General features: G+C 69.8%; 22 protein-coding genes and 2 pseudogenes. 16 read left to right on the top strand and 8 right to left on the bottom strand.

Features of this window, described 5'->3' with window-relative positions; translation table 11 throughout:
* The first annotated feature begins 2 nt into the window (after positions 1-2).
* The 10 genes and pseudogenes from trbF (at position 3) to ACK41C_RS02305 (ending at position 6,828) form a co-directional block, all read left to right on the top strand.
* Positions 3-686, top strand: coding sequence for a conjugal transfer protein TrbF (gene trbF, locus ACK41C_RS02350; RefSeq protein ID WP_409650001.1), 684 nt, complete (start codon positions 3-5; stop codon positions 684-686).
* Positions 665-1,792 (top strand): TrbG/VirB9 family P-type conjugative transfer protein, encoded by a 1,128-nt coding sequence (locus ACK41C_RS02345; protein ID WP_409649999.1) that lies wholly within the window; start codon positions 665-667, stop codon positions 1,790-1,792. The genes trbF and ACK41C_RS02345 overlap by 22 nt, the downstream gene beginning before the upstream one ends.
* A complete protein-coding gene (locus ACK41C_RS02340; RefSeq protein ID WP_409649996.1) occupies positions 1,789-2,907 on the top strand; it encodes a TrbI/VirB10 family protein in 1,119 nt (372 codons plus the stop codon). Before ACK41C_RS02345 ends, ACK41C_RS02340 begins: the two co-directional genes overlap by 4 nt.
* Complete coding sequence (locus ACK41C_RS02335) at positions 2,904-3,407, top strand: S26 family signal peptidase (protein ID WP_409649993.1); 504 nt, start codon at positions 2,904-2,906, stop codon at positions 3,405-3,407. The genes ACK41C_RS02340 and ACK41C_RS02335 overlap by 4 nt, the downstream gene beginning before the upstream one ends.
* The gene (locus ACK41C_RS02330) at positions 3,401-4,015 is read left to right on the top strand and encodes a lytic transglycosylase domain-containing protein (protein WP_409649991.1); all 615 of its coding nucleotides are present in this window, start codon (positions 3,401-3,403) and stop codon (positions 4,013-4,015) included. The genes ACK41C_RS02335 and ACK41C_RS02330 overlap by 7 nt, the downstream gene beginning before the upstream one ends.
* Positions 4,012-4,275 (top strand): hypothetical protein, encoded by a 264-nt coding sequence (locus ACK41C_RS02325; protein WP_409649988.1) that lies wholly within the window; start codon positions 4,012-4,014, stop codon positions 4,273-4,275. The genes ACK41C_RS02330 and ACK41C_RS02325 overlap by 4 nt, the downstream gene beginning before the upstream one ends.
* A gap of 2 nt (positions 4,276-4,277) precedes the next feature.
* On the top strand, positions 4,278-4,718 hold the full coding sequence (locus tag ACK41C_RS02320; protein WP_409649986.1) for a helix-turn-helix transcriptional regulator: 441 nt from the start codon (positions 4,278-4,280) through the stop codon (positions 4,716-4,718).
* 191 nt (positions 4,719-4,909) lie between these two features.
* Positions 4,910-5,536, top strand: a pseudogene (locus ACK41C_RS02315) (tyrosine-type recombinase/integrase).
* A 98-nt stretch (positions 5,537-5,634) separates the two neighbouring features.
* Positions 5,635-5,868, top strand: a pseudogene (locus ACK41C_RS02310) (IS110 family transposase); the annotation flags it as partial.
* On the top strand, positions 5,848-6,828 hold the full coding sequence (locus tag ACK41C_RS02305; protein WP_409653877.1) for an alpha/beta fold hydrolase: 981 nt from the start codon (positions 5,848-5,850) through the stop codon (positions 6,826-6,828). The pseudogene ACK41C_RS02310 and the gene ACK41C_RS02305, both read left to right, overlap by 21 nt.
* A gap of 13 nt (positions 6,829-6,841) precedes the next feature.
* On the opposite strand, the gene trhA is transcribed toward ACK41C_RS02305, so the two are convergent.
* A complete protein-coding gene (trhA, locus tag ACK41C_RS02300) occupies positions 6,842-7,531 on the bottom strand; it encodes a PAQR family membrane homeostasis protein TrhA (RefSeq protein ID WP_409649984.1) in 690 nt (229 codons plus the stop codon).
* Between the two features lie 567 nt (positions 7,532-8,098).
* Here trhA and ACK41C_RS02295 point away from each other — a divergent pair.
* Positions 8,099-8,329: a hypothetical protein gene (locus ACK41C_RS02295; protein WP_409649981.1), complete on the top strand. Its 231-nt coding sequence runs from the start codon at positions 8,099-8,101 to the stop codon at positions 8,327-8,329.
* A gap of 83 nt (positions 8,330-8,412) precedes the next feature.
* Entirely contained in the window at positions 8,413-8,787 is a 375-nt protein-coding gene (locus ACK41C_RS02290) for a hypothetical protein (RefSeq protein ID WP_409649978.1), read from the top strand.
* A gap of 542 nt (positions 8,788-9,329) precedes the next feature.
* On the opposite strand, the gene ACK41C_RS02285 is transcribed toward ACK41C_RS02290, so the two are convergent.
* The 4 genes from ACK41C_RS02285 to ACK41C_RS02270 all read right to left on the bottom strand — a co-directional run bounded on the left by ACK41C_RS02285 (position 9,330) and on the right by ACK41C_RS02270 (position 13,550).
* The gene (locus ACK41C_RS02285; protein WP_409649975.1) at positions 9,330-9,521 is read right to left on the bottom strand and encodes a hypothetical protein; all 192 of its coding nucleotides are present in this window, start codon (positions 9,519-9,521) and stop codon (positions 9,330-9,332) included.
* Positions 9,522-9,909: 388 nt separating this feature from the next.
* On the bottom strand, positions 9,910-11,217 hold the full coding sequence (locus ACK41C_RS02280; RefSeq protein WP_409649973.1) for a tyrosine-type recombinase/integrase: 1,308 nt from the start codon (positions 11,215-11,217) through the stop codon (positions 9,910-9,912).
* Positions 11,218-11,692: 475 nt separating this feature from the next.
* Complete coding sequence (locus tag ACK41C_RS02275; RefSeq protein ID WP_409649971.1) at positions 11,693-13,063, bottom strand: S41 family peptidase; 1,371 nt, start codon at positions 13,061-13,063, stop codon at positions 11,693-11,695.
* The gene (locus ACK41C_RS02270; RefSeq protein WP_409649968.1) at positions 13,056-13,550 is read right to left on the bottom strand and encodes a MarR family winged helix-turn-helix transcriptional regulator; all 495 of its coding nucleotides are present in this window, start codon (positions 13,548-13,550) and stop codon (positions 13,056-13,058) included. Before ACK41C_RS02270 ends, ACK41C_RS02275 begins: the two co-directional genes overlap by 8 nt.
* Here ACK41C_RS02270 and ACK41C_RS02265 point away from each other — a divergent pair.
* On the top strand, positions 13,549-13,737 hold the full coding sequence (locus ACK41C_RS02265; RefSeq protein ID WP_409649965.1) for a hypothetical protein: 189 nt from the start codon (positions 13,549-13,551) through the stop codon (positions 13,735-13,737). The two genes, ACK41C_RS02270 and ACK41C_RS02265, sit on opposite strands and share 2 nt — an antisense overlap.
* A gap of 162 nt (positions 13,738-13,899) precedes the next feature.
* Here ACK41C_RS02265 and ACK41C_RS02260 read toward each other — a convergent pair whose 3' ends face one another.
* Positions 13,900-14,667: a class II aldolase/adducin family protein gene (locus tag ACK41C_RS02260; protein WP_409653874.1), complete on the bottom strand. Its 768-nt coding sequence runs from the start codon at positions 14,665-14,667 to the stop codon at positions 13,900-13,902.
* Positions 14,668-14,814: 147 nt separating this feature from the next.
* On the opposite strand from ACK41C_RS02260, the gene ACK41C_RS02255 reads away from it, so the two are divergent.
* From ACK41C_RS02255 to ACK41C_RS02245, 3 genes are all read left to right on the top strand, one after another.
* The gene (locus tag ACK41C_RS02255; RefSeq protein WP_409649962.1) at positions 14,815-16,542 is read left to right on the top strand and encodes a copper resistance system multicopper oxidase; all 1,728 of its coding nucleotides are present in this window, start codon (positions 14,815-14,817) and stop codon (positions 16,540-16,542) included.
* The gene (locus tag ACK41C_RS02250; protein WP_409649960.1) at positions 16,539-17,501 is read left to right on the top strand and encodes a copper resistance protein B; all 963 of its coding nucleotides are present in this window, start codon (positions 16,539-16,541) and stop codon (positions 17,499-17,501) included. Before ACK41C_RS02255 ends, ACK41C_RS02250 begins: the two co-directional genes overlap by 4 nt.
* 725 nt (positions 17,502-18,226) lie before the next feature.
* On the top strand, positions 18,227-21,364 hold the full coding sequence (locus tag ACK41C_RS02245) for a TonB-dependent receptor domain-containing protein (RefSeq protein WP_409649957.1): 3,138 nt from the start codon (positions 18,227-18,229) through the stop codon (positions 21,362-21,364).
* Positions 21,365-21,438: 74 nt separating this feature from the next.
* Here ACK41C_RS02245 and ACK41C_RS02240 read toward each other — a convergent pair whose 3' ends face one another.
* Positions 21,439-21,843: a DUF6491 family protein gene (locus ACK41C_RS02240; protein WP_409649954.1), complete on the bottom strand. Its 405-nt coding sequence runs from the start codon at positions 21,841-21,843 to the stop codon at positions 21,439-21,441.
* Positions 21,844-21,873: 30 nt separating this feature from the next.
* Positions 21,874-23,682: a tRNA (5-methylaminomethyl-2-thiouridine)(34)-methyltransferase MnmD gene (gene mnmD / locus ACK41C_RS02235; protein WP_409649951.1), complete on the bottom strand. Its 1,809-nt coding sequence runs from the start codon at positions 23,680-23,682 to the stop codon at positions 21,874-21,876.
* Between the last annotated feature and the right edge of the window lie 16 nt (positions 23,683-23,698).

The raw sequence follows: 23,698 nt of genomic DNA, 5'->3' as shown, positions 1-23,698 counted from the left end.
CCATGCATCCCTTCTTCCGCCCCAAGCGCGCGCTGAGCGCCACGCCGGACGCCACGCCCTACCAGCGCGCCGGCCAGGTCTGGGACGAGCGCCTGGGGCTCACCGTCGCCCACGCCCGTAACTGGCGCCGCTTGGCCTTCGGCAACCTGCTGCTGGCGGCGGGACTTGGCGTGGGCTGGTGGGCGGAGAGCCGCCAGGCGGTGGTGAAGCCCTTCGTGGTCGAGGTCTCCGACTGGGGCGAGACCCAGAGGATCACCGCCATCGGCGGCCGCTACGAGCCGACCGAGGCGCAGACCGCCCACGCCCTGGCGCAGTGGGTGCGCAACGTGCGCTCAAAGAGCACCGACCCGGTGGTGATCCGCCAGAACTGGCTGGCCGCCTACGAGCTCGCCACCCCGCGCGCCGCGGCCTTCCTCAACGCCCACGCCCAGGCGCACGACCCCTTCGCCTCCGTTGGCCGGGAGGCGGTGAACGTCGAGGTTCTCAACGTCGTCCGCCGCTCCGAGCGGACCTACGACCTGCAGTGGCGGGAGACCCGTTTCGTCGACGGCCAGGAGGCCAGCCGCCAGCGCTGGCGCGCGCTGATCACCACGCGCCTGCAGCCGCCGAGGACCGAGGCGCAGCTGATGAAGAACCCGCTCGGCATCCGCATCGAGGAGGTGTCATGGACCCCCGACGCCGCCTGAACCGCTACGCCGCCGCCACCGTGGCGATCGCCGCCCTGACGCTCGGCGGATGCGCCGCCCTGCGCGACCTGGGCCGCGCGTCTGCCGGCGCCTCGCAGGCCTCCGCACCCCCGCAAGCCGCCGCCGCCGCCAGCGCCACCAACGCGGCAGGCCTGGCGGTTCCGGCAACGGCTCCCGCACCGCCCGGGATCCGCGGCGTCATGGCGCCGATCCCGAACCCGCCGGGACGCCGGTCGGGGCGGGCGCGGGCGCCGGGCGTCGCGTCAGCCTCCGCATCCTCGCGGACCGCCGACGATCAGCTGGCGAGGCCGGGGCCGCCGGCCCGCGGTACGCCCGCCGCCAGCGGCCGGACGGCCATCGCCGCCGCCAACGCCGAGGCGCGCGAGACCTCCCGGGCCGACGCCTTCGTCGGCGGCGTGCAGGTCTTCGCCTATTCACCGGGACGGGTGTACGAGGTCTGGACCGCCCCGCTGCGGGTGACGACGCTCACCTTGGGCGCCGGCGAGGCCGTGGTGTCCATGGCCGCCGGCGACACCGTCCGCTGGCAGATTGGCGAGACGCGGTCGGGCCAGGGACCTGGCCAGCGCGGCCATGTGATGATCAAGCCGTTGGAGCGGGGCCTGGAGACCAACCTGGTGCTGGCCACCAGCCAGCGGGTCTACCTGATCCAGCTGAAGAGCGGCTCGGCCGAGGCCTTCAACGCGGCGGTGGCCTGGGACGCCGGCGCGGTGCTCTCGCCGGCGGCGGCCGCCCTGCTCGAAGGCGCCGAGGCCGCCGCGCCGGAGACGCTCGCCGGCCCGGCGGGGCCGCTGGACGCCCGCTTCCGGATCGAGCCGCGGGGCCGCCGCCCCGACTGGACGCCGACGGCGGTGATGACCGACGGCGTGCGCACCTTCCTGACCTTCCCGCCGGGCGCCGCGTCGGGCGAGGCGCCGGTGCTGCTGGTGCGCGGGGCGGGCGGGGAGGCCCAGCTCGTCAACTACCGCCAGCAGGCCGGGCTGTGGGTCGTCGACCGGGTCTTCGACGCCGCCGAGCTGCGGCTCGGCGGCAAGCGCCCCCAGGTCGTCCGCATCCGCCGGGACCCCGACGCCGGAGACCGTCCATGACCGACGCCCCTTCCTCCGCCGCCACGCCCCAGCCCAAGGCGCCGGCCGAGCCGCTCGACGTCCGCGCGCCGCGGCCCCCGGTGGTGCGGCTGCGCCGCAGCGTGGTGACCGCGGCGGTGATGTCGGCCGCGGGCCTGTTGGCTATGGCGCTCGCCTGGGCCTTCGTGGTGCAGCCGGAGATCCGCGCCGAAGCCCGCGCCCGCCCGCTCGACGCGGCCGCTTCCGACGGGGACATCCGTCCCAGCGGCCGTGTGACGGACGGCCCGTCCGGCTACGGCGAGGCCGACCGGCTTCCGGAGCCGCGGCGGCTCGGAGGCGACCGGGAGTCTGTCCCTTCTCAGCCGGTTGCCGACGACGCGCCTCCGCCGCGCTCCGGGCCAACGCCAAGGGCAGGGGCAGGATCGCCCGCGGCCGAAGCCCGGCAGTCGGACCTCTTCTTCGCGGCCGGGGGAAGCGGGGCGGCCGCGCCCGCGGCCAAGACGACCGACGCCCCGAGCCGGGACTACGCCGCCGTCTACAACACCCATCAGCTGCTGGCGCCGCTCAGCCCCTACGAGGTGAAGGCCGGCGCCGTGATCCCGGCCGCTCTGATCACCGGGGTGGACACGAGCCGGGCCGGCCCGGTCGTGGCGACGGTGACGGAGAACGTCTTCGACAGCATCTCGGGCCGGCACCTGCTGATCCCGCAGGGCGCCCGGCTCGTCGGCCGCCACGAGGGCGAGAGCCGTCACGGCGACAGGCGCGCCTTCCTCGCCTGGGACCGCCTCATCCTGCCGAACGGCAAGAGCCTGATCCTCAACCGCGAACCCGGCGTGGACGCCCAGGGGCGAACCGGCCTCAAGGGCCGCGTCGACCGCCGGCTGTTCCCGCTGGCGGTGGCGACGCTCTTCGCCGGCGCGATCACCACGCTCGGCCAGGCGGCGCGCGACGACGACGATCGCTCCGGCGGCCTGCTCGGCGACGCCGGCGACGCGGCGGCCGTCGAGGCCGCCCAGGTCGGCGGCAAGCTGATCGACCGCGAGCTGCAGGTGCGTCCGCAGATCCGCCTGAAGCCGGGCGCGCGAGTCCGCGTGCTGGTGACCCGGGACCTCCTGTTGGAGCCGTACCGCCCATGACCGCCGCCGTTCCCATCGCCTGCGCGGCCGCCCTAGCGGTCCTCGCCGGCCTGGCGGCCGCCGCAACGTCCGGCGGGGCGCCGCGCCTGCTCGTCAACGAGAGCCGGAGCGTGCCGCGCGGCCTCTACCTGCGCCGGGACGATCTCACGCCCGAGCGCGGGCGCCTCGTGGCCGTGCGCCAGCCCGCCGGCCCGGCGGCGGCCTACCTCCGCGGCCTCGGCGTCCCGTCCGACATGCGGCTGCTGAAACGGGTGGCTGCGGTCCCCGGCGATGCGGTCTGCGCCTGGGCCGGCGCGCTGGTCACGCCGAAGGGCGCCGTTCCGGCCCCGGGCCGCGACCGACGCGGCGCTCCGCTGCCAAGCTGGCGCGGCTGCCGCCACCTTGGCGCCGGCGAGCTGCTCGTGCTGGGCGACACGCCGAGGAGCTTCGACAGCCGGTTCTTCGGCCCGCTCCGCCTGGAGCAGGTGGACGGCGTCTATGTGGAGGTGCTGCGATGGTGAGCGTCGTTCCTCTTGTCTTGGGCGCGCTCGCGCTGTCGTTCAGCCTCGTCGCTCCGGGCCGCGCGGCCGACTGGCGCGCCTCCGGCGGCCCCCTCTTCGTAGGCCCTGGCGAGCCGGCATCCCCGAGTGAGGACGCGACGGGCGCTGCGGCCACAGCGACCCTGCCGCCGCTGCGCCAGCCGTTCGGCGCCGCGGTCGCGGAGGCGGCCGCGCGTCACGGCCTCGACCCCAAGCTCCTGCACGCGCTGGTGACTGTGGAAAGCTCCTACCGGCCCGACGCCGTCTCGCCCGCGGGAGCCGCCGGCCTCACCCAGCTGATGCCGGCGACGGCGGGCGAGCTCGGCGTCCGGAACCGCTTCGACCCCATGGCGAACCTCCTGGGCGGAGCCGACTACCTCGCCCGGCAGATCGTGCGCTTCGGCGACCTGCGCCTCGCCCTTGCCGCCTACAACGCCGGCCCCGGCCGCGTCGCCCGTCTCGGCCGGGTGCCTGAGATCCAGGAAACCAAGGCGTACGTCGAGGCTGTCCTTGACTGCTACCTGGCGCTCACCGCCGGCCGGGGTGTCCGCTCGTCGCGCGAGTGCCGGCCCCCGGGGGTCGTCCAATGACCCATCTCGAACAGGCGCAAGCCGCCCCGGAGGAACGCGACGACGACCTGCTCACCCGAGCCGAGGCGTCAGCCTATCTGGCCCGGCTCCAGATCCGTATGAAGCCGACCACCCTCGCGCGAGTCTGGTCCGTCGGCGGCGACGGCCCGCCCTGCACCCACATTCGGAAGAAGCCGTGGTGCCCGCGCGGCGAACTTCGGAAATGGGCCGAGACCCAGAAGACCAGCCTGCGCCGGTCACGACGCCACGGGGAGGGCTGAGGATGCCTCATTGGCGAGACTTCCTGGACGCCGACGCGCCCCGCGGGGCCTTGCTGCCTTGGAAGAAGGTTGAGCCCCGCGTCGGCATCAGCCGCACCACGGCGTGGCGCATGCAGAAGACCGGCGACTTCCCCACGCCCTATGTCGTCTCGCCGGGCCGTGTGGCCTACCGGGAAGCCGAAATCGACGCCTGGAAGGACTCACGCGGCCCGCGGACCGCCGGCGCTCGTCGAACGCAGCGCCCGCGAGCCCACACCCAGGAGAATGTCCAAGCCCGTCCTGAGCCGCTCACCTGGTCGCCGGCGCCGCCGCAGGCCCTCAACCCTGAGCCCGCGCCTCCACCGACGTCCCTGACCCGCTCGGACGGCGCTGGCGTCAGGCGCCACCCCGCTCGGACGCGGCGCAAGGCGCTGGATCGTGACCAGATGACCTTTGAGTTCTAGCCCGTCGGATGCATCAGGTGCTCCTCGCCGTCGCTTCCTCGAGCGGCGGCGCTCGCTAACCGCGCTCGCAACGGACGGGCTTGTTCCGCCGCTCCATTGAGCTTCGCCGCTCGAGGCCCGTTGCTGGCGCGATGCAGAAGTCTTCGGACTAAGTTGAAGGGGAGGGGCGTAGGCCAACGCAGGAGGCGTCCATGGCCAGACGTGACCTCTTCATCCTATCCCGCACACCATGGAATTCAGGCCGTACCATTGGCCCTAAACCGCCCCTGAAGCCGAAGCATATTTGGGCCATCCGCCAGCAGCTCAAGAACACCCGCCGCGTACGGGATCTCGCCCTGTTCAACTGCGCGATCGACGCGAAGCTGCGTGGCTGTGACTTGGTTCGCCTTCGCGTGAGCGACGTCGCGCCTGGTGGGGCCCTCCCGGCGAGAGCGACCGTCATACAGCAGACGACCGGCCGACCCGTGCCATTCGCGATCACGGAGCCGACGAGCGATGCCTTGTGAGCATGGCTTCAGAAGCGCGGCCGCAGAAGTGACGACTGGCTTTTCCCAAGCCGCAGTCGGCCCGGTGCCCACATCAGTACGCGGCAGTACGCACGGCTGGGCGATGAGTGGGTCGGGATGATCGACCTAGAGCCCGCCGCGTTTGGCACCCATAGCCTCAGGCGCACCGAGGTCGCTCTCGTTTACAGGAAGACCGGCAACTTGCGAGCGTGCCAGGTCCTGCTGGGCCATCGCAAGCTCGAAAGCACGGTCCGCTACCTTGGCATCGAGGTGGGCGACGCGCTCGAACTCTCCGAGCAGCTTGACCTCTGACGGTACCCGCCGGGCTCGCGGAGAGCGGGCCCGGCGAACGTGGACGGCTCTCCACCACCCGCGGGAGCATAGCTCTCGCAGATTGGAGGAGGAGAGCGATGGGTCAGGTGGTTACGATTGGTCTGGATCTCGCCAAGTCGGTGTTCCAGGTCCATGGCGTTGATGGGTCTGGTGAGGTGGTGCTGCGGCGGCAGTTGCGCCGGTCCCAAGTGCTTCAGTTCTTTGCCCGGCAGCCGAGCTGCCTCGTCGGCATGGAGGCGTGCGCCTCTTCCCACCACTGGGCGCGGGAGCTGAGCGCGCTGGGGCACGAGGTGAAGCTCATCGCCGCCGCGGTCGGAAATCACCTAGCCGCCAAGCGAACGGAACGGCGCAGACCGCCGGCGGGGCGCTTTGTCACAGTGGACGGGGTTCGCCTGCATTACCAGGAGCGCGGACAGGGGCCGACGCTGGTGCTGATCCACGGAAACGGCGTCAGTTCGGAGGATTACGTGCTGTCCGGCCTGTTCGCGGAGCTGGCGCAACGCTACCGCGTCATCGCCTTCGATCGGCCGGGCTTCGGCTACAGCGAACGGCCGCGGAACCGGCCCTGGACGGCGGAAGACCAGGCGCGGCTGCTTCTCGGCGCAATGGCCGCCCTGAGCGCCGGAGAGGCGGTTCTCGTGGCCCACTCGTGGGGAACGCTCGTCGCCATGCAGGCGCAGCTGACCGCACCGAAGCGGATCCGCGGGCTGGTGCTGATGTCAGGCTACTACTGGCCGACCGTGCGCCTCGACGCGCCCCTGCTGGGCGGTCCCGCAATTCCAGCTCTCGGCGACGTGATGCGGTTCACCGCGTCCCCCCTGCTCGGGCGGCTGATGATGCCCCTCATGTTCAAGCAGATGTTCTCCCCGGCCAAGGTTCCGGAGCACTTCCGGCAGGGCTTTGCGTCCGACATGTCGCTGCGGCCCTCGCAGCTACGGGCGACCGCCGCCGACACGGCCATGATGCCGCTGGAGGCCGGCAAGCTGGCGCCGCAACTGAAGGCCGTCGTCGGCCCAGTCCTGGTGATGAGCGGCGATGGCGACAAGATCGTCAGCTGCGAGCATCAATCCCGGCGGTTGGCCCGCGAACTGCTCGGCGGCGAGATCCAGGTGATCGAGGGCGCGGGCCACATGGTGCACCACACGGCGCCGCAGGTTGTCGCCGAAGCTGTCCTGGGCTTCCTGCGCCAGATCGCGTTCGATACGGGCGGTGGCGGAGAACGCCGGGCGGACCCGGAGCCGCGCCAGCTTGCTGAGCCGCTTCCGGCCTGACCGGGCGCAAGGGTCACCGCTTGAGGACGGCCAGCAGAACGGCCGTCCAGTGCACGGCCGCAGCCGCCACCACGTGGCCGTGCCAGATCGCCCGACGGAACGGGAGCCGCTTGTTGGCGTAGAAGGCGACCCCGAGCGTGTAGAGCAGCCCGCCGACGGCGAGCAGAACCAAGGGCGCGAGGCCGACGCTGCTCAGCAAGGGCTTCACGGCGATCAGCATCAGCCAGCCGAAGATGAGGTAGACGGCCAGCCAGAAGCCTTTGCCGAGACCGGGAAGCAGCAGTTTGGCGGCCGCGCCAAGGCTCGCGATCGTCCAGACGCCGCCCGTCATCGCCCAGGCCCAGGCGCCGGTGAGATGATGGGTCGTGAAGGGGGTGTAGGAGCCGGCGATCATCAGGAAGATGCCCGCATGGTCGAGGCGCCGCAGCAGGGGTTGATGCCGGGAGGTAGAGAAGTTGTAGGCCGTTGAGAGCGCGAGCATCGCCAGTAGCCCCAAGGCGTAGACGCCGACCGCCCAAAGCCGCCCCGCCTGGCTCGTGCCGATGGCGATTCCGGCCAGCATGCCAGCGCCCAGCAAGGACAGGGCGAGGCCCGACAGATGCACGACAAGATCGGCGCGCCGCTCGGCGGGCCGCCCGTAATGGGGCAGGCCTTGGGCGGGTAGGCGCGGCGAAGCGCGACCAAGAGAGCGATCAACACCCACGTGAGGCTCCCGAGCGCGAACGACGAGGCATAGAACGCCAGGTCGGCCTGCGTGGGTTCCGCACTTGGGGCGGGAAGTCCAAGCCCCGAAGCTCGCGATCATTCGGATGCCGCCGTTCGCCGCAATCTATGTTAACATTCTCCATCGTCAGCAACGACCCTCCGGGCGCTGGCGGCTGAGAGACTGGCCCGACGGACTTCATGCTCTCGCCTTCAGGCTGAGGTGAGCTGATGTCCAGATAGTCGATGCGAGCCTACGAGCCGAACGGCTCGTTTGCGTTTGGCGCGACCTTGAACGGCTGGGATGCGGAGACTGCGATCGCGCGGTTCGACCTTCTGCCCTTGAACGGGCGGCGAGCGGAACTCCTGAGGGGCGGCACGGTGATCGCCAGGCGCGGCGTCGGCGATTTTTCTGCACTTCGGAACCGCGGGACGAAAGCTGAACGCGCTAGCGCGCCGAACTTCGAACCGTGCTAAGCTCCCTTATTGTTGGTGTTCTCGCGGTTCCAACGACTGAGAGATCGGGCTGCCGCCCGCGCACTCCCGCCTCCGCGTCGGAGCCATCACCATGTCCCTGTACGTCTTCTACCCGACACGCCCGAACGGCGTCTCTTTGACCTTCTGCGCGGTGGACCTTGAGAACGACCGCGCGGCAGGTGATTACGCCGAAGGTTTGCTGATCGAATATCCCGCGTGCGTGTCGGTCGCCGGATGGCGAGGCGAGCGGAAGGCCTTGCTTACCCGTCGCGACGGCCCTCCCCTGGCGTTGCCGGCGAGCGCAGGCACGACAACGCATTAGACGCTCTGATGAAGGTCGCTGCCCGTCCCTGTGGGCAGGCGGGATGAGCCCTCCCCCTCGCTCATGGCGCGGAGTCGCTTGTCGTGACCAAGCAAGGGCACCGCCTTCAGATCAAGAGCTGTTGGCGCATAGCTGACCTGAATCTCGGCGTCGGGGCGGGCGCGACACTCCTCGTGCTGGCAGCCGTGACCTTGACGGAGGCGGTGCTGCCGCAGCGCCAGGACGCTGATCTCAAGATCCGCTACCGGCGGGACAGGCCCGTAACCCAGAAGGCCTTCCGCGAGATGCTGGCGGGTCACGGACTGCGCCCCCAATCCGTCACCCAACACGTCGAGGCGGAGGTGCTGGAGTACAGCGCCACAGTGGAAGGCTTTGGCGCGAAGGCCGAGGCGCTGAGGGCGGCCCTGCGCCGCGACCCCACCGTGCTGGGATTCGCCTGCCAGCCGCACAAGGCCTGAGCGCGCACAGCAGACTGTCCCGTCATGTAGGGGCGCGGGCCCGCTCCGCTGGAATTCTGGGCGCGCGGAACGCGCCGACAGTGAAGGCGCTCTCCTCTGATGCGGCGACTGCTGACCGGCGTCCGCGCTCCGGCGACCGCAGGCCTTGCTGCTCTGGTTCGCGGCCGGCGCCGCGACGTCCCTCACGGTCTTCCTCGAGATCGCAGAGGAGATCTCCGAAGGCGAGCAGATCTCCATGGATCGTCGATTGATCCTTATGCTCTGGGAGCCGACCGACCTCTCCGATCCTGTCGGACCGCGCTGGTTCGAGGAGGCTGCGCGGGACGTCACCGCCCTGGGCCGCTTCACCTTCCTCAGCTTGCTGACGATCAACGCGGCCCTGTACTGCGCGAGGCGCTGGAGCTTGAGGCGTTGGACCGACAGAGCTGAACCGCCTCGACCGGGAGCGGCAGTCAGGGTCCGCTTTAGGCGCCATGCTAAATTCGCTCCTGGCGCAGGGCTGACCAAGATGCCGAGCAGTGCCGCGCGAACCCAACAACTCGCTAGCGCCTCGCCATGCCGATCAGTGCGGTGGAGGGGATCGGGAGGATGAAGCGGTCGCCCGCCATGCTACGCACGTCCGCGACCACGGCGGCTTTCTCGGCGTCATCGAGGCCGGTCCAGTCCGGCGACATGCTGAATAGGGTGTCAGGGTCCTCGAGCGCGGCCACGTCCAGGTCGTAGTCAAACGTCACCGCCTCGATCTGTGACGCCGGCGGCCCACATCTCGCGCGCAAAAGTCCTGCGGCTCGCTGAGGGCGGCCACCGCCTCAGGCATCTTCATGCCCTCGCGGCCCGGGAACGGTTTGCGGCGCACCTGGTTCAGGAGCAGGAAGGTCGCCGCGCGGCGTCGCGCCAGGTTCCGACGACGCCGTACCCCCGGGCCGGTGACCCGCGCCATCTCGTAGAGGCCCTTCCGCGAGTCCGCGGGAACATGATCACGCCAATGCTCCGGTGCCGGCCGCCACGTCCAGAACCCGGGCGCCGGATGCGCGGTCTTCTCGTCGTGCGCCTGCTGGTCGACAGGATCGGAAGGTCCTCGACTGGCGCGTATCGAACCTGCCGATCGTGTGACTGTGACGGTCACTCGGCCGCCGCGCGATGGAACTCGGGGTCCTCCCGCGCAAGCCGCCGCAGGTGGCTGTGCCATTGCTCCAGGGCGGCCCGCTTCTCCGGGATGTAGGTGTGCCGGTCATAGACGCCGGTGACCGCGGCGCCTTCGCGTGGGGTGTGGCCCAGCAAGAGGCCGGCGACGAGGCGGCTCACGCCGTAGCGGCCGACCAGGGTGGTGGCGCCGGTCCGGCGCACGTCGTGGGGCGATCCGGCGCCGAGCTTGTGCCGAGCCGTGATGCGCGCGAACGCCCGCGTGATCGAGTGCGGGTCCATGTGCTCGGCCGTCGGCCCCGATGACGGGAAAAGGTAGGGCCCCTCCGGATTCAGTTCCCGGATCTGGTCGAGGACCGCCTCCATGTCGTCCGTGATCGGCACCACGTGGATGTGCCTGGCCTTCGCCCGCGCCTCAGGGATGGTCCAAAGGCGCGCGTTGCGGTCGAACTCGTCCCAGCGCGCCCCCGCCACTTCGATGCGTCGGGTCAGGGTGAGCAGGAGCAGCCGGATCGCCAAGCCCATGGCGGGCCCAAGCCGCGCCAGGGGATCGTTCGGCGCCTCGCCGGCCGCGCGCAGACGTGAGGCCTCGAGCGCCGCCCGCAGAATCACAGCCAGGGCCTCGTCGGGGAACATGCGGGTGCGCGAGCTCACGGCGAGCGGTCGCGTCAGTCCCACAGCCGGGTTGGCCTCGAGCCGGTCCTCGTGAACGGCGAAGCCGAGCACCGCATGGATGAGCGCCCCGACGTCGGCGATGCTCGCCGGACTGAGGCCGCTGTCGGTGACGAGGTCGCGCATGAAGGACTTGATGTCCGCGCGCCGAATGTCGGCGAAGCGCCTGTCGCCCAGCTTCGGCTCGATGTGGCGCCACCATCCTCGTTCCTTCGCCAGCGTCGAGGCTCTCTTCGGGCGCTTGCGGCCGCCGTGCAGCCCGACCGCAGCGGCCTTCCAGTAGGCCTCGACAAGCTCGCTCATCGTCTCGCCCGTGCGGGCCCGCTCCTTTTCGGCCGCGCGCTCGGCGGCGGGATCGCCGCCGTCCGCGACCTCCACCCGGAGGGAGGCCGACTTCCCGCGAGCGTCCGAGAGGGAAAGATCCGGATAGGCTCCCAGCACGTGCCGGCGCCGGGCCCCGTTCCGCGCCGTATAGCGGAACTCGAACATCTTCCCGCCGCTCGGGTAGACCCGCAGCGACAGCCCACGGCTGCCCTCGATGCCGACCTCGTAGCGCGCGTCGCCGGGCTTCAGGGCGGCGATCTGACGGTCCGTCGCAACCTGTTTCACGGGCATGGCTCACCTCCACCACCAGGAGTCCTTGCCCTCCGTCCCCCTTTCTCACTGACCCCTACGTGGAAGCCAGTGACCCCTACGAACCAGTGACCCCCGCACACAGTGATTTACGGGTGTCCAGTGACCCCTACGGAGGGGGGTTCATGGGGGCGCTAGGGGGGCGCCGGATGCAGAACTCGGTGCAATGAGGCGACCAAAATGTAACGGTCCCGTCAACCTAAGTTGTTGTTTCATATAGAAAATGAAACGCGGTGAAACCGCTTGGGATGACCCTTGATGGCCTTGACATCGTAGGGGTCGCTGGTTCAATCCCAGCCGCGTCCACCATTCTTTTCTTATAAATTCAAACACTAAGGGGTGGGCGGGTCTCAGGCCGAACGCCCGCGCCTTGCAGGCCTCCGCATATCGGTGGCGGCGCATCCTGGCGCCGGATTCGCCGGGCCTCATCTTCGACGGGGAACGCCGGGGCCTGGGTTCAGCGGGCCGTGCTGCGGATATGCTGCGCCAAGGCTTCGACCGCCGCGCGGGGGTTGGTTTCGTCCACGGGGATTGGGACGTCGGGTAAGACGCCCCGCTCGCAGCCTTCGCCCGACGGCCGTGTGAACGCAGCGCGTGGGGCGAAGGCGTTCAGGCCGGTATGCAGCATCGGCACGGCTTGTGTCTGGCCGGTCTGGCAGGCGAGGGCGCCCGTCTCGACGCCGGCGATCTTCGCCACGCTGAAATCCTGAGCGGCGACGGCGAACTGGATGGCCGCCGAATAGGTGAACGGCCCAACGAGGATATAGACCGGCGCGGACATGCGGTTGGGATTGTCGGCGCTCGGCCGGAAGCGATCCTCGAAGTTCGAACGCCGGATCGCGCCGATCGTCTCGCCCGGCCGGGCGTTGCGCGCGGTGACGCGCACAGCGTAGCGCGAGACGTGGGCGTAGGGGGCGGCCGTGATGTGATCCATCAGACTTTCCTGCCAGGGCGGGTCGTCGCCCCCGTCGTTCTCCCGGATGTCGACGATCAGCGCCTGGACGCCCCGGCCCCGGAATTCCGCGAACGACTCGCGGGCGAAGCGCGCCAGGGCGTCGCGATGTTCGCCGGCGAAGGAGTCGATTCGCAGGTAACCGATGTCTCCAGGCAAGGTTTCGCGACTGTAGAGCTGCGCGGCGGGCGGCGCCGGCTGGGCCGAGACCGGGAGTGCGCGAGCGCCGGGTACGCGGCGCGCAGGCCTAGCTTCGAGGCCGATCTCGTAGTCGCCGGGATCTCCATAGATCTGCCAGTACAGCAAGGGGAACCGGCGACTGACCCAGGCTTGGCGGAAGCGGAGCGTATCGCCGATGGCCAGCGCCAGCAGGCGCTCGACGACCGCCCCCGCCGGCCGCCCCTCGATCGTGCGGATCCGCCGAGGTCCGGCTGGATCCGCATCCAGGGCGTAGAGCTCTCCCGCTTCGGAGATTCGCACCTCGAACGGAAACACCCGCCCGCCGCCGTCCAGGTGGGCCTGCACGCGCCCTCGATAGTCCGCCGGCAGCACGCCATTGTGCCCGTCGCGGAGATAGGGATTGAGGCGGGCGAAGAGCCGCCAGGCCTCGTCTGCGGTCATAGGTTGGCGGATCGCCGCCCGGACTTCCACCTGCGCCCGCCGCAGCTCGGCCAAGTCGACGCGGCCGGCAAGGTCCGGGTGAGTGGCCGCCATTGCGGCTATCCAGCCGTCGAACTCGCGCCGCAGCGTCTCGGGCGACAGGTGGACCTCGGCCGGCGGTGGCGCGGTCGGATCCGCGCCCACAGCGCTCCCCGGCGCGCCCGACAGCGTCGCAGCGACGGCCAGCGCCACGGCGATGCGTCGCCGCCTAGGCATGGGCCCCCTCGCCGACACGCCGGCTGAGCGGCTGGTGCTGCAGGGCCGCCAGAGCTTGGTCGAGGGCGCCGACGAGGTCGACCCCCAGTTCCTTACCGAGCTGCTCGACGGCGCGGCTGAGGTCACGGGTCAGGGACTGGATGCGCGCCGCCTCCCGCCGGCCGGCCGCGGTCAACCGATAGGGCTTGCGCCGCCCGTCTTGCGGATCCTCGGTTCGTTCGATGAGGCCGAGCCGCTCCAGCGGGAGCAGCCGCGAGGCCAGCAACTGATGCGACTGGCCGTCGGTCTGAGCCATCTCCGTCAAGGTCGCAGGGCCGCGCTCCGCCAGGAAGAGGACAGCGGAGTGGGACCGGACCGGGGTGACGATCCCGCGGCTGGCGGCCAGGGGGGCGGTGTCCTCGCAGATCAGGTCGCTCAACCGCGTGGCGAGATGAGCCACGAAGGCGCTCCGCCTGGCGCCCAGGAACCCCAAAGCCGGTTCGGTCATGAACAAGATACTCCAAAATTTGCGCAAATATTTGCGGATATTCCGCGACGCGTCAACGGTTCCACCTGCGCCGATCAATGCCGAGCTGGAGCTGTGCGCCGGCGTAGTGAACCTGGCCGATAAGAAGCCGGCGACGCTCGATCTCCTGGGACGGCGCTTCTTCATCGGCTTGAAGGCGAGATTCTGAGCCTCGGCGGACTGGGGGCGAAGGGCGCGCGCCAACCTCCGGCGGGAGGCGGCTGAACAGGCCGCCGCCCTCTTGCCGCTGTTCAGGCCGGCGGGCGTTCGGCGCTCATGTGACGCGCCCGCGCGCCAGGCCTCGTGCCGTCCGCCCGGGCCAGCGGGCCGGTCAGGCGTCGTAGCCGGGCAGCTCTCGATCCAGCCGGCGCAGGCAGCCAGGCCAGGCCAGGCCGCCGCCGACGCCGCCGGAGGTCTGCATCCTCACCTCGTCCTGGGCGGTCTGCGGCGCGATGAGCACGTTCTCGCGGCCGGCGGCCAGCGCCATCATCTGCTGAAGGCAGGCGCGTTCGAGGAAGAACATCCCCACCCAACAGTCGGCGGCCGTGGCGCCGACCGACAGCGTGCCGTGGTTCCTCAGCAGCATCAGGGTCTTGTCGCCGAGGTCGGCGACCAGACGCTCGCGCTCGTCGAGGTTCAGGGCGATGCCTTCGTAGTCGTGATAGGCCAGGCGCGGCCGGACGATCAGGGCGTGCTGGCTAAGCGGCAGCAGGCCGTCCTTCTGGGCCGCCACGGCGACCCCCTGGTCGCTGTGCAGGTGCATGACGAACCTGGCGTCCTCCCGGGCGGCGTGGATCGCGGAGTGGATGGTGAAGCCTGCCGGATTGATGAAGTCCGCAGTCTCCTGCAGGACATTGCCGTCGAGGTCGATCTTCACCAGCGACGAGGCGGTGATCTCGTCGAACAGCCAACCATAGGGGTTGATCAGGAAGTGGTGTTCAGGCCCGGGAATCCGCGCCGAGATGTGGGTGTAGATCAGGTCGTCCCAGCCGTGCAGGGCGACGAGCCGGTACAGCGCCGCCAGATCGACCCGCGCCTGCCATTCCTCCGGGCTCACCTTGCCCTTGAGCGAAGCCGTCGCCGCCGATCCATCCGTCATCATCGGGTCCCCTGAGCCTAGACCTCCCTCGCTAGCCGCCGTCGCGCGCCGTCTCCAAGATGGCTTTTGCATCGAACGATGCGCCGGATATACCCGCGCCGGCCGATGGCCCAAGCGTGATGCGGCGATCGACCGTGCACACACTATATGTCGGGCCGGTCGTGGATTGTCGGAGGCGTCGTGCGTATCGATCGACGGAGTTTGCTGGTTGGGCTGGCCGGGGGCGCAGCGCTCCATCCCTTCATGCCGGCCTGGGCGCAGAGCGGGCGCGCCTCGTCCGGGCCCGAGGCCCTGACGGGCGATGAAATCGCGCTCACCATCGGCCACTCCCACCTGTCGATCGACGGGCGGCAAGGGCACGCCATCGCCATCAACGGAACGGTTCCGGGGCCGCTGATCCGGCTGAAGGAAGGCCAGAACGTCCGGCTTGCGGTGACCAACCGGCTGGATGAGGACACCTCCATCCACTGGCACGGGCTTCTCGTGCCGTTCCAGATGGACGGCGTGCCAGGCCTTAGCTTCCCCGGGATCAAGCCCGGCGAAACCTTCGTCTACGAGTTCCCGGTCCGGCAGGCTGGCACATACTGGTACCACAGCCATTCGGGGCTGCAGGAGCTGGTCGGCCACTACGCGCCGATGATCATCGACCCGGCGGGTCCGGAGCCTGCGCCCTACGACCGCGAGCACGTGATCGTACTGTCGGACTACAGCTTCATGCACCCGCACCAGCTGATCGCCCGGTTGAAGCAGGAGGCCGGCTTCTTCAACCGCCAGAAGCAGACGGTGGGGGGGCTGCTCTCCGGTCGCGACCAGCCGCTGAAGGATCGGCTGGCCTGGGCGCAGATGCGGATGGACCCGACCGACATCCTCGACGTCACCGCCTCGACCTACAGCTACCTGGCCAACGGCCACGGGCCGAAGGACAACTGGACGGGACTTTTCGCGCTCGGCGAGCGGGTGCGCCTGCGGTTCGTCAACGCCGCGGCCATGACCATCTTCAATGTCCGCATCCCGGGCCTGTCCATGCGGGTCGTCCAGGCCGACGGGATCGACGTGGCGCCGGTGGAGGTCGACGAGTTCCAGATCGCCAACGCCGAGACCTATGACGTCATCGTCCAGCCGGCCGAGGACCGGGCCTTCACCATCGTGGCGGAGGCGGCGGACCGCTCGGGCATGGCGCGCGCCACGCTCGCGCCGCGGCCCGGCATGGCCGCCGCCGTCCCGCCGCTGCGCAAGCGGCCCCTGCTGTCGATGAAGGACATGGGCATGGGGAGCATGGACCACGCCGCCCACGGCGGAGCCATGGATCACGGCTCCATGGGCATGCGCGATCCGGCGAACGCGCCGGGCGTGCCGCTCAATCCCGGTGTCCAGATGATCTCGCCCATGCCCGTGGACCGCGTGGCCGACCGGGGGACGGGGCTGGAGGATGTCGAGCATCGGGTCCTGACCTATGCGGACCTTGTGGCGCTGGAGCCCAATCGCGACACCCGCACGCCGTCACGGTCGCTGGAGATCCACCTGACCGGCAACATGGAACGGTTCATGTGGTCGTTCGACGGGGAGAAGTTCAGCGAGGTGGTCGAGCCGATTCCCTTCCGCTTCAACGAACGGGTGCGGGTGACGCTGGTGAACGACACCATGATGAACCACCCGATCCATCTGCACGGCCATTTCGTGGAACTGGTCAACGGCCATGCCGGCCGCCATCCGCGCAAGCACACGGTGAACGTCATGCCCGGCGGCAAGCTGACCTTCGACCTGACCGCCGACGAGCCGGGCGACTGGGCCTTCCACTGCCACATGCTGCTGCACATGCATGCCGGCATGTTCAAGGTGGTCACCGTGCGGCCGCTGGACGGGGGCGCCGCGTGAGAGCCCTCATCGCGCTGGCCGCCGCCGCGCTCGCCGCCCCCGCCTTCGCCCAGACCGAAGATCCTCATGCCGGTCATGGCGCGCCTTCGCCGGATCCCCATGCCGGGCATGTCGGCCATCCGGCGCCTGCAACGCCGGCGCCGGATCCCCACGCGGGACACCGTACGGCGGCCCCGGCGCCCGGGGCGGATCCCCATGCGGGCCATGGCGCCCACGCCGAACCGGTCGGTTCCGAGCCTCCGCCGGCCCCGCCGACCGACTGGGCGGCCGAGCGCTACTATTCCGCCGAAGCGATGGCCGCCGCCCGCGCCCAGCTGCGCAAGGAGCATGGCGATCTGCGTTGGACCAAGGTCATGCTGGAGACCGCCGAGGTCCGTGTCGCCGACGGCCAGGACGCCTTCGCCTGGGAAGGCTCGGCCTCGTTCGGCGGCGACATCAACCGTTTCGTCCTGAAGACCGAAGGCGAGGTTGAGGACGAGGTTCGCGAGGCCGAGGTCCAGGCCCTCTATTCCCGCGCCATCGATCCCTATTTCAATCTGCAGGCCGGCCTGCGCCACGATTTCGAGCCCGGGCCGGCGCGGACCTACGCTACGGTGGGCGTGGAGGGGCTGGCGCCCTACTGGTTCGAGGTCTCGGCGGCGCTCTTCCTCTCGGAGAAGGGTGACGTCTCTGCGCGACTCGAAGGCTCCTACGACCTCAGGCTCACCCAGCGCCTGATCCTGGAGCCCAGGGCGGAGCTGAACCTCTCTGCGGGCGAGGTGCATGAGCTCGGCTTGGGCTCGGGGCCGACGGACGTCGAGGCGGGGCTTCGCCTGCGCTTCGCCGTTCGGCCGGAGTTCGCGCCCTATGTGGGCGTGCACTGGGAACGCAAGCTCGGGGGCACGGCCGACCTCGCTCGCGCGGCCGGAGAGCATGTGGAGGAAACCCGCTTCGTGGCCGGCCTGCGCGCCTGGTTCTGACGTGGTGTGAAATCTGCACGGCCGCTGCCGGGAGACTTGCGCGGATCCGCGGGTCGAAGCATAGTCTTGCGCAACTTTCGCTAGCGCTCCGCCATTCCAGGTCGTGTGCGCGGCGTTTCCTCGGATCGACGTCAGCCGGGTCATTCTTCCTCCCCGGACGTCGCAACTGAGGATCGCGGGGGGTTTTCACCGCGATCCTCCCTTTATTCGCGATCGGGGCCGTCGGCGATGCGCCGGCGGCCCTTTTTCTTGTTTGGGCCCCATCCGCGGACTCGCCTCGCCGACCATACCGCGAACCCGAAAAAGGCGTCCTCTTGGGTGATGAACGGGGGCTCTTGAGAGTTTTTTCTACGGCGCGGCATGGGCGCCACACCCGCGCTTGCCGCAGAGCGCCTTCCGCAGCGGAAGTGGGTCGAAAATTTGACGGACCGGAATGATCCGTACGGCGTTTGGTTGTTTATGCGTTCAATTTATTCTTGTAGAAACAAAGAGATGTGTGATCTTTGGAGCGGTTGGTTCAGAAAGTTCGATGGGGGTATGTCGCCCAAAATCAAAGATCGATGTTCTGTCGAATTTGTTTCGCTCGGCGTATTCATTTCAATGATGAAACTTCCTCAACATCTTGCTGGCGCCATGGCCGAACCGGCCCGATGATCCACGAACTCGGGCTCCAATAAGCGTCGCATTTCAATCGGGACGCACGCTCGAGGGGGAAAGGAAACACGATGTTGAAAAGCAGATACTTCTGCGGCGGCTCCCTACTGGCCGTCGCCCTGTCGCTCGGTATGGCCGGCCAGGCCGCGGCGCAGAGCGAACCGGCCATGGTGGAGGAAGTGATCGTCACCGGCTCGTTCATCGCCGGCACCCCGGAGGACGCAGCCCTCCCGGTCGACGTGATCGGCTCGCGCGAACTAGAGCAGCGCGGCTCGCCCTCCATGGTCCAGTTCATCAAGACTATCCCGTCCTCCGGCGCCGTGATCGGCGAGAACAACCGGTTCGGCTCGGGCTCCGGCGCGGCCACGATCAACCTGCGCAGCCTCAACTCCGCGGTCACTGGCGCGCGGACCCTGGTGCTGTTCAACGGCCGCCGCGTTCCCGTCTCGCCCCAGGGCCTGAACTCGGTGGACATCAACCTGCTGCCCACAGCGGCTATCGGGCGGGTCGAAGTGCTGAAGGACGGCGCGGCCGCCACCTACGGCTCCGACGCCATCGCCGGCGTCGTCAACTTCATCACCCGCACCGACCTCGACGGGCTGGAACTGGCGGGCCAGTACCAGCTGATCGACGGCTCCAACGGCGACTACGAAGCCTCGGTCGCCTGGGGCAAGAAGTGGGACAGCGCCGATGCGCTGGTCACCCTCGGCTATCGCCGCCGGTCCGAGATGTCGATCTTCGAACGCGACTGGGCCCTGCGTCGCGGCGTCGAAGGCTATCTGCAGAACCCGCTCGGCGGCTGGGCCGGCACCGGGAACCCGGGGCAGTACAATACCGCGACCAGCGCGGCGGCCGCGGCGGCGGGCAGCTTCACCGGCGCTCTGCCCGACATCGGCTGCGCGGTCAATGGCGGCGCGCCCTACATCATCGGCAGCTCCATCGTCAGCCCCACCTCGTGCAACTTCCAGTACACGACCTTCGACAACCTGGTGGAGGACGAGCACCACTACCAAGCCTACGGGAAGTTCAACTTCGACGTGACGGACAACATCACCGCTCACGTCGAGGTGCTCTATGCGATGCACGAAACGCCGCTGCAGAGCTGGGCGATGACCGGCCCGAACCAGTTCCCGGCGCCTCAGATGGCCTCGGGCGGCTCCCCGGGCGGCGGGGTTTCGCCGATCCCGGCGACCGGAACGAGCGAGCAGTCGCGGTTCTACGTCCCCAACACCAACCCGGGCCTGATCGCCCTGGTCCAGCAGATCGGATCGGCGTCCTGCACCAGCGGGCCCCTGCCTTACGGGACCAATCCCACCAACTGCGCGACGGCCCTGGCGCTGGCTCAGAGCCAGGCGGCCAACGCGCTAGCTCACGGCGTGGCGACCAGCCAGACGGCCTGGCGCCCGATCGGCTTCGCCGGCAATCCGTATACCGAAGACCGCCATTCGCACTACACCTACAAGGTCGACACCGCGCGCGTAGCGGGGGGCTTCAAGGGGCGGTTCGAGAACGGGATCGGCTTCGACCTGTCGCTGACCTACCAGAAGCAGGACTACAACTATAATCTCGAAGACACGTCGGTGAACCGGCTGCAGCTGGCCCTGCGCGGCTACGGCAGCCGAGACGGCGACGCCAACCAGTGCACGGCGGCGGAGACCAACAACTTCACCACCGGCGCGGGCAACGCAGCCCTCGGCTGCTACTACTTCAACCCGTTCACCAACGCCTTCGCCGACAGCCTGGCCAATGTTGGGCCCAATCCGTTCCACGTCGCCTCGAGCGCCATTCCAGGCTTCAACGAGGCTGCGGCGGCGCGGGCCGACGTGGTGGCCTGGATGGACGAGAAGCAGCGCAACGAGATCTCTTCTGAGCTCTTCGTCGCCGACCTCGTGCTGAACGGCGAGCTTCCCTGGGAGCTCGGCGGCGGCGCGGTGAAGTGGGCCGCGGGCGCCCAGTACCGCTATGACCGTGTGATCCAGGATCCGGACGTCTTCTACGACGCCAACGCCACGCCCTGCGTGGACTCCCCGCCCTACGGCGACGGACAGCCCTTCTGCCCGACCACGGCGAACGGGCCGTTCCTGTTCAACGCCAACCTGCGGCCCTACGACGTGAACCGGAAGATCAGCTCGACCTTCGCCGAGTTCCTGCTGCCGATCACCGACAACCTCGAACTGACGCTGGCGGGCCGCTACGAGTACTACGAAAGCCAGGGGGAAACCTTCAATCCGAAGGCCTCCGTCCGCTGGCAGGTTCTCGACTGGCTGGCCCTGCGCGGCTCGGTCGGCACCACCTATCGGGCGCCGGCGGCGACGATCACCACCACCAACTTCACCCGCGGGCTGACCAACGCCAGCGGCACCTATCGGGCCAACGACCTCTACGGCAACCCGAACCTGGAGCCGGAAACCGCCTTTACCTACAACGTCGGCGCGGCGGTCAACTTCAGCGGCGTCTTCAAGGCGACGGTGGACTACTGGAGCTTCGACTTCGACGACGCCCTGACCTCCGAGGCGACGGCGGACTTGCTCAATGTGGCCCTGCCGCTGAACTCGCCCAACCAGTGCGCCGCCAATCCCGCCGCGCTCGCCCGCATCACGCTTAGCACGCCGTGTCAGCCGGGGATCAACAACCGGCCCAACATCCTCTCGTACCGCACGCAGTATATCAACGGCGGCAACATCAAGACGAGCGGGATCGACTTCCAGGCCAACCTGAACGTCGGCGAAGTGCTAGGCGGCGACTTCTCGGCGGGCTTCGACGGCACCTACCTGCTGAAGTTCGACGAGACGCCCTACAGCATCGAGGGCACCCCGGTGGCCTCGGGCGTGCAGGAGCGTGCGGGCACTTACCGGGCCTCGCTGTTCACCGGCTACAACCGGCTGCGGGCCAACGCCTATGTGAACTGGTCGCGGGACATCCATAACCTGCGCTGGCAGGTGCGGCACGTCTCCTCGACCACCCAGTCCGAGGCGACGCCGATCGCCATCGCCGCCCAGGTTCAGGGCAGCACCAAGATCGCCGAATACTGGCAGCATGACCTGACCTATCGCGTCGAGCTGCCCTGGGAGACGGTGGTCACGGCGACGGTCATGAACGTCTTCGACGAAGATCCGCCGTTCGCGATCGGCACCCAGTACAACTATGACCCCGGCAGCGGAAACCCGCTGGGCCGCGTCTACTCCCTCGGCGTCAAGAAGCGCTTCTAAGCCGCGCCGAACAGAGCACTGCATTTGCGCCGCCCTCCGATCGGAGGGCGGCGTTTTCTTTGAAGGCTTAAGGCTTAAGGCTTCTGCTTCGGCGACAGGGCGGCCGCTTCTTCCGGCGTAAGCTTGCGGATCGACTTCACCGGGCAGCGTTGCGGCCCAAGCGGGCCGTTCACCACGATGGTGGCGTCCAGGCCGGTGCATATGTGGGACCCGCCGCGGGAAACCAGCCCGATCTGATGGCTCCAGTCCACGTCGGGGCAGATGCCCATCAGCTCCATCCGATAGACGTCGCGGACGCCGACCCGGACGTTCACCGTCTGATCGTCCACCGGCGTGTAGCCGGAGACGTTACGGGTCCAGAAGCACTGGCGGTCGGCCTTTGCGGCGGGCTGGGGATCGGCGGCTTGGGCGGCGGCGGCCCCCGCGGTCGACAGGACGGCCCCCGCGGCCAGGGCGAGGGGAAGCAGGTAACGGCTCATGTGAATGCGCTCCATGCGAATGGCGGCAATCTAGCGGCGCGGTAGGACGGAATCGTGGCCGCGCCGCGCCGCACGCCGGCGGAACCGTTCGGGATCCACGAGGCCGGCCAGCGGCGCGGGCAAGGGGGAGGGCGCGCCCAGAGCCAGAGCCGCCACATGCTCGGCCAACAGAGGCGCCATGGCGAAGCCACGAGAGCCGAAGCCGGTCAGGACGAAGAGCCCAGGCGGCGCGCCGGGCGCAGTCCCGGCGGCCGGCAGCCGGTCGGGCGTCGTCGCCCGCACTGAGGCGCGGGACCGAAGCTCCGCTCCTTCCAACCGCCGCGCCAGGTGCGGCAGGGCCTCGGCGAGGGCGTTCAGGTTGCGCTGGTCGTCGGTCGGCCGGAGTTCGGTCTCCGCATCGCCGCGATCATGGGTGGCCCCGAACAACACGCCCTCGCGCAGCGGCAGCACATAGCCGCCCCAGGCGGCGGCCGGAGGAGCCGGCGGGCTGGACGCCCAGCTCGCCTGGCCACGCACCGGCTCCAGGGCGGGCTCGGGCCAGAGGCTGGCCGCGCGATGGCCGGCGGCGATCACCACGGCGTCGACCTCGGCAAGCAGGCGCTCTTCATCCCCGACCAGCCGCCACCCGCGGTCGGTGAAGTCCAGGCGGTTCACCGCCTCCCGGCGAACCGGCCCGGTCCAGGCGGCGAGGATGCGGGCCGGCTCCACCACCTGGGCCTGGGCCATGTCGAGCGCTGCCGGGACGGGCTCGCCCAGCCGCTCACCGGCGGCCTCCGGCGACAGCAGGGTCAAGGCGCCTGGCTCGAACAGGTCGCCGCCGGCGATCTTCCCGAACCGTTCCGGGTCCCGCGGCCCCTGCGAGAGCTGCAGGACGCCGCGCGCGACCACTGCGCCCGGCACGCTGTCGTACAGGCGCGCCGCGCGCGCCAGCCCCTGGGCGAACAGGGCCGCAAGGGACCCGAGCCCCGCGTCCAGCCGCGGAGTGACCAGGGCGGCCGGATTGCCCGACGCGCCAGCGCCAGGCCCCTCGGCGTCGAAGACCAGCGGCTCGCAGCCCAGGGCGCGCAGCGCTCGCGCCGCCGAAGCGCCCGCGATTCCAGCGCCGATCACCGCAACGCGACGCGCAGGCGGCTCCGGCTGGGCGGCGGCCGGAAGCCAGGCCTCCAGCCGTTCGCGCTTGCGGCCGAAGCCGGGCCGCTTGGCGATCTCGAAACCCGCAGCCTGCAGGCCGCGGCGAACCTCGCCGGCGACGGTGAAGGTGGCCGCCCGCGCACCGGGCGCCGAACGGGCGGCGACCAGGGCCATGATCTCCGGCCGCCACATGGCGGGGTTCAAGGCGGGGGAGAAACCGTCGAGGAACCAGGCGTCGGCGCAGCCCTGCCAGGCCTGCAGCGCCGGTTCGACATCCATGACCGCCAGATCGAGGCTCGCGCCGAGTTCCGGAAACTCGACCCGATGGAAGCCGCGGGCGCGGCCCGGCCAACGCTCGGTCAGCAGCCCGGCAAGGTCGGCGAGTTCCGGCCACCGGGACAGCGCCTGGACGGCGTCATCCGCTTCGATCGGGTGGGCCTCGATGGAGAAGACGTGCAGCCGCGCGTCCGAAGGGCGTGTTCGCCGCCAGAGATCCAGCAGCGCCAGGATGTTCAGCCCCGTGCCGAAACCGAGCTCGCCCACCACGAACCGCCGCCGCCCGGCCCAGGCGCCGGGCAGGCCACAACCATCCAGGAAGACCGCGCGCGATTCGGCCAAGCCGTCCTCGGCGGAGAAGTAGACGTCGTCATAGAGCCGCGAGCGCGGCTGTCCGTCCGGCGTCCAGGCCAGGGGAGAGTTCGGCTTCATGCCGCGAGCTTATAAC

Origin of the sequence: Phenylobacterium sp., from assembly GCF_046290725.1 — a bacterium.
GTDB lineage: Bacteria > Pseudomonadota > Alphaproteobacteria > Caulobacterales > Caulobacteraceae > Phenylobacterium.
This window is presented reverse-complemented; position numbering and strand designations above follow the sequence as displayed.

What these genes read in the sequence shown, in the direction of transcription:
- ACK41C_RS02270 (WP_409649968.1), bottom strand. Translation starts at nt 13,550, where the DNA reads ATGACCGAACCGGCTTTGGGGTTCCTGGGCGCCAGGCGGAGCGCCTTC.
- ACK41C_RS02330 (WP_409649991.1), top strand. Translation starts at nt 3,401, where the DNA reads ATGGTGAGCGTCGTTCCTCTTGTCTTGGGCGCGCTCGCGCTGTCGTTC.
- ACK41C_RS02325 (WP_409649988.1), top strand. Translation starts at nt 4,012, where the DNA reads ATGACCCATCTCGAACAGGCGCAAGCCGCCCCGGAGGAACGCGACGAC.
- ACK41C_RS02345 (WP_409649999.1), top strand. Translation starts at nt 665, where the DNA reads ATGGACCCCCGACGCCGCCTGAACCGCTACGCCGCCGCCACCGTGGCG.
- ACK41C_RS02245 (WP_409649957.1), top strand. Translation starts at nt 18,227, where the DNA reads ATGTTGAAAAGCAGATACTTCTGCGGCGGCTCCCTACTGGCCGTCGCC.
- ACK41C_RS02265 (WP_409649965.1), top strand. Translation starts at nt 13,549, where the DNA reads ATGAACAAGATACTCCAAAATTTGCGCAAATATTTGCGGATATTCCGC.
- ACK41C_RS02340 (WP_409649996.1), top strand. Translation starts at nt 1,789, where the DNA reads ATGACCGACGCCCCTTCCTCCGCCGCCACGCCCCAGCCCAAGGCGCCG.
- ACK41C_RS02295 (WP_409649981.1), top strand. Translation starts at nt 8,099, where the DNA reads ATGTCCCTGTACGTCTTCTACCCGACACGCCCGAACGGCGTCTCTTTG.
- ACK41C_RS02275 (WP_409649971.1), bottom strand. Translation starts at nt 13,063, where the DNA reads ATGCCTAGGCGGCGACGCATCGCCGTGGCGCTGGCCGTCGCTGCGACG.
- ACK41C_RS02280 (WP_409649973.1), bottom strand. Translation starts at nt 11,217, where the DNA reads ATGCCCGTGAAACAGGTTGCGACGGACCGTCAGATCGCCGCCCTGAAG.
- trbF (WP_409650001.1), top strand. Translation starts at nt 3, where the DNA reads ATGCATCCCTTCTTCCGCCCCAAGCGCGCGCTGAGCGCCACGCCGGAC.
- ACK41C_RS02240 (WP_409649954.1), bottom strand. Translation starts at nt 21,843, where the DNA reads ATGAGCCGTTACCTGCTTCCCCTCGCCCTGGCCGCGGGGGCCGTCCTG.
- ACK41C_RS02255 (WP_409649962.1), top strand. Translation starts at nt 14,815, where the DNA reads ATGTCGGGCCGGTCGTGGATTGTCGGAGGCGTCGTGCGTATCGATCGA.
- ACK41C_RS02335 (WP_409649993.1), top strand. Translation starts at nt 2,904, where the DNA reads ATGACCGCCGCCGTTCCCATCGCCTGCGCGGCCGCCCTAGCGGTCCTC.
- ACK41C_RS02320 (WP_409649986.1), top strand. Translation starts at nt 4,278, where the DNA reads ATGCCTCATTGGCGAGACTTCCTGGACGCCGACGCGCCCCGCGGGGCC.
- ACK41C_RS02260 (WP_409653874.1), bottom strand. Translation starts at nt 14,667, where the DNA reads ATGACGGATGGATCGGCGGCGACGGCTTCGCTCAAGGGCAAGGTGAGC.
- mnmD (WP_409649951.1), bottom strand. Translation starts at nt 23,682, where the DNA reads ATGAAGCCGAACTCTCCCCTGGCCTGGACGCCGGACGGACAGCCGCGC.